The following is a 2,929-nucleotide window of genomic DNA, read 5'->3' as shown; positions in this document are numbered from 1 at the left end:
AGGTTTAACTCGCAGCAAACAATAATCCCTTTTACGAGCAAGACTTTCACCTTTTTCAATCCTAACTACAGCCCTTTGTTCGGAATTATTGGTACAGTTTAAATTGCTCAAACTTTCGGAATTCCAAGTAATGATATTTCTTGCTAATTGACCGGTTGTACTTTTTAGCCAGCGCAAATTTTCTACTTCTTTTACTGTTAGCGATTTGGGTTTTCCCGATGCATATCCTCCATCTAAAAAAACAGGAAGCGATACCCCTGTCAAAACACCAAATCCAGTCGCTGCTAACAATAACCCCATTGCGGGTAACATTATTCTGAGACGACTTCGCTCTTTGGATTCGCTATGTGCAATTAATCGATCAACCATTTTGCGAATTTCCACTTCTTGACCAGCGACAGCAGTGCGCTTTGCTTTTTCTAAATGGTCATAAATCGATTCTGACCAGCGTTTAAACAGATTATCTAACTCGTTGGGTTTATCTTCCAGTAATACTTGCAATTGTCCCGTCGCTAACATCATCAAAAACAAAGGGTCGCTGGTAGATAGTCCGTGTTCGACTGCGATCGCTAAAACTCGTCTTTGAAAATCCGCATCTTTCCCTTCCAATAAACGATTCAAATAGCTTTCATTTTTGGCTTGTCGCAAACTATGTACCATATTCCATTCCTGGTTGCGGTTGAACGGTTTGATTTTCCTGATCGACTTCCTTTTCTTGTTGAGCAATACTTTGAATCGTGCGATCGCCTTCTCTATCAATTTGGTTAATAATTACTTCTACTTGAATGGCATCATGTTCGCTCAAACCTTGAATAATTTCATCGTCAAAAGTTGCAATAAAAATATTATGTCCATCTTCCGAATCTGATAGTACGAAATAATTATCCTCTTCATGCACCGTGACATTGCCAAAAGGGACAAAAATAAATTCTGTCTTTAGGTGTTGTTTGTACTCGTCTTCAATTTTCTCGATTAAATCAATTTGGAGAAATACTAATTTACCTTCGTCTAATTTGGATGCTGTTTCTCGTTGTAATTCGTCTATTCTGTCTTCTTGTTCTTCGACAACTAACTCATCTAGAGGAGAATGCAAAATTAAATCCTTCAATAAATTAAGATTATCGGGATTAATAGTGATATTTCCGATTATTTTATTAGTACGGATTTCAGAAGAAGAATTTGTATTATCATCTTGACCGTTATTAGAATCGTCAGAGCTTTTAATTATTTCAGAAATATTGATAATTTCCTCCTGTCGTAAATGAGCTATTTCACAGACAAACTCCGAACTAAAAACTTGGTCAAAGATTTGGTTGCGATGTCTGACGACAAGCCAAGAGGCTACGCAATATGTCAAACTCGGCTCTAAACTTCGATATGGCGATAAACTCCACTCACCATCGATATTGATATGTCCGCAAATCAAGGAATCAAGAGATGCATGGGCAAGAAACCATTCTTTTTTAATTCCGACATTGAGTAGTTGACTGTCTTCCGTTACCAGAATATATAATCGACCCATATATTTTTCTTCATCGTCAGCAATTACATCACCATTAAATGCTCGATCGCTTGAATACAGAGATTTAAGTTGATATTTCATAAAACTGTTCCGACAGGGCTATTTATGATTTGACAACTTCTTTTTTCTTTGGCTGTTTATCTTTCGACCAAAGCTGAGTATTTTCGATTGCTAGGTACGATTCCTCTAAAAAAGTAGATAATCGTTGCTGGGACATTATCGGCATCTTGTCTAATATTTCTGATGCATCAAACCTGTATTTATTCGAGTCGATAAAATACCTATCACCTGGATATAGCAATGGAAAATCAATAATTTTTAATGTACTTTTATATTTCTTATTTATCCCTTGATAATTAGCATAACTTTCTAAAAAGCTCCAGTCATCTGTTTTCCCTAAATTCCTAACAAAAACGTGCAGCATTTTATCTTGATATAAATGTATGGATTGGTAAAACAAATCTATTGATTCAAAACCTCCATCACAAACAAACCACTTGCAAATATCTACACCATATTTATCTGCTACTTCCAGTAATTTGCCATTCTTTATCCAATTATTTACTTTTGGGAAGACGTTGGCAGGAAGATTGACAATAACAGGTGTTTTTCGCGCTAATTCAAAAATAATGTCTGCCCTATCTCCCTTATTTACAGCTTCGCTAAATTCGGCATCGATCGCATAATCATAAAACCGTTTTACATCCTGATTTGTCACATCCGCATCAACCAAAGCATGTTCGAGTTTTTTATCGATCGCATACTGCATCATCACACGAGCAAATAACGATTTACCCACACCACCTTTTTCCCCATCAATTAAATGTATTCTTGCCATATTTCTTAATCTGAAAATGTTTCGCTATCGGTCGTAATTCCTACCAAATTCCACATATTGAGGTCACTGCTATCTATTTCTTCCTCAATATCAATTGTTTGTGATCGATTCTCAATGGACGATGGAGTTTCCGTCTGCGATCGCTCGAATGTGGGACAAAATATCTGACCAATAATTGCGGGGTCAATTTTGATGGTGATGCATACATATTGAAGATGTTTTGCGATCGCACTCACCCCATCTAGAAATATCAACTCCAGGTTTTCACGCGAACAGTTACCGTCGTTGTATAGCGCCAAAGGCATGTAATAAGCAGTCAGAGCAGTCATTATCATCGCGGTTTTCTCTTCAAATGGATGCAAACTCTGGTTCTGAATATAACTAAGTAATTTCGCCTTATTTGAGTTAATTGGTGGTTCGTAGCGCCATCGAAAGTCTTTCCTTTTAACCATTGGCTATCACCTCTTTGGTACTGGCTCTAACTTTGATTCCGTGATACACAGATAATGCCCATACATCAGCCAATCGACGACCCAACCATTGCTCATTCAAAGTTGATGGAATCTCGA

The 2,929-nt window shown here is 37.2% G+C and carries 4 protein-coding genes; all 4 read right to left on the bottom strand.

The genetic code is table 11. The features are described 5' to 3' along the window. A partial coding sequence (locus tag VB733_RS27460) for a DUF6753 family protein (RefSeq protein ID WP_323343208.1) occupies window positions 1-660 on the bottom strand: 660 nt, incomplete at its 3' end. Beyond that, window positions 650-1,603 (bottom strand): hypothetical protein, encoded by a 954-nt coding sequence (locus VB733_RS27455; RefSeq protein ID WP_323343207.1) that lies wholly within the window; start codon window positions 1,601-1,603, stop codon window positions 650-652. The genes VB733_RS27460 and VB733_RS27455, both read right to left, overlap by 11 nt. Window positions 1,604-1,625: 22 nt before the next feature. Further along, window positions 1,626-2,360: a mobilization protein MobD-like protein gene (locus tag VB733_RS27450; protein WP_323343206.1), complete on the bottom strand. Its 735-nt coding sequence runs from the start codon at window positions 2,358-2,360 to the stop codon at window positions 1,626-1,628. A gap of 5 nt (window positions 2,361-2,365) precedes the next feature. Continuing rightward, window positions 2,366-2,812, bottom strand: coding sequence for a hypothetical protein (locus VB733_RS27445; protein WP_323343205.1), 447 nt, complete (start codon window positions 2,810-2,812; stop codon window positions 2,366-2,368). Between the last annotated feature and the right edge of the window lie 117 nt (window positions 2,813-2,929).

Origin of the sequence: Calothrix sp. UHCC 0171 (genome assembly GCF_034931845.1) — a bacterium.
Taxonomy (GTDB): domain Bacteria; phylum Cyanobacteriota; class Cyanobacteriia; order Cyanobacteriales; family Nostocaceae; genus Brunnivagina.
This window is presented reverse-complemented; position numbering and strand designations above follow the sequence as displayed.

Coding starts and splice junctions, on each gene's coding strand:
- VB733_RS27450 (WP_323343206.1), bottom strand. CDS start 2,360: ATGGCAAGAATACATTTAATTGATGGGGAAAAAGGTGGTGTGGGTAAA.
- VB733_RS27455 (WP_323343207.1), bottom strand. CDS start 1,603: ATGAAATATCAACTTAAATCTCTGTATTCAAGCGATCGAGCATTTAAT.
- VB733_RS27445 (WP_323343205.1), bottom strand. CDS start 2,812: ATGGTTAAAAGGAAAGACTTTCGATGGCGCTACGAACCACCAATTAAC.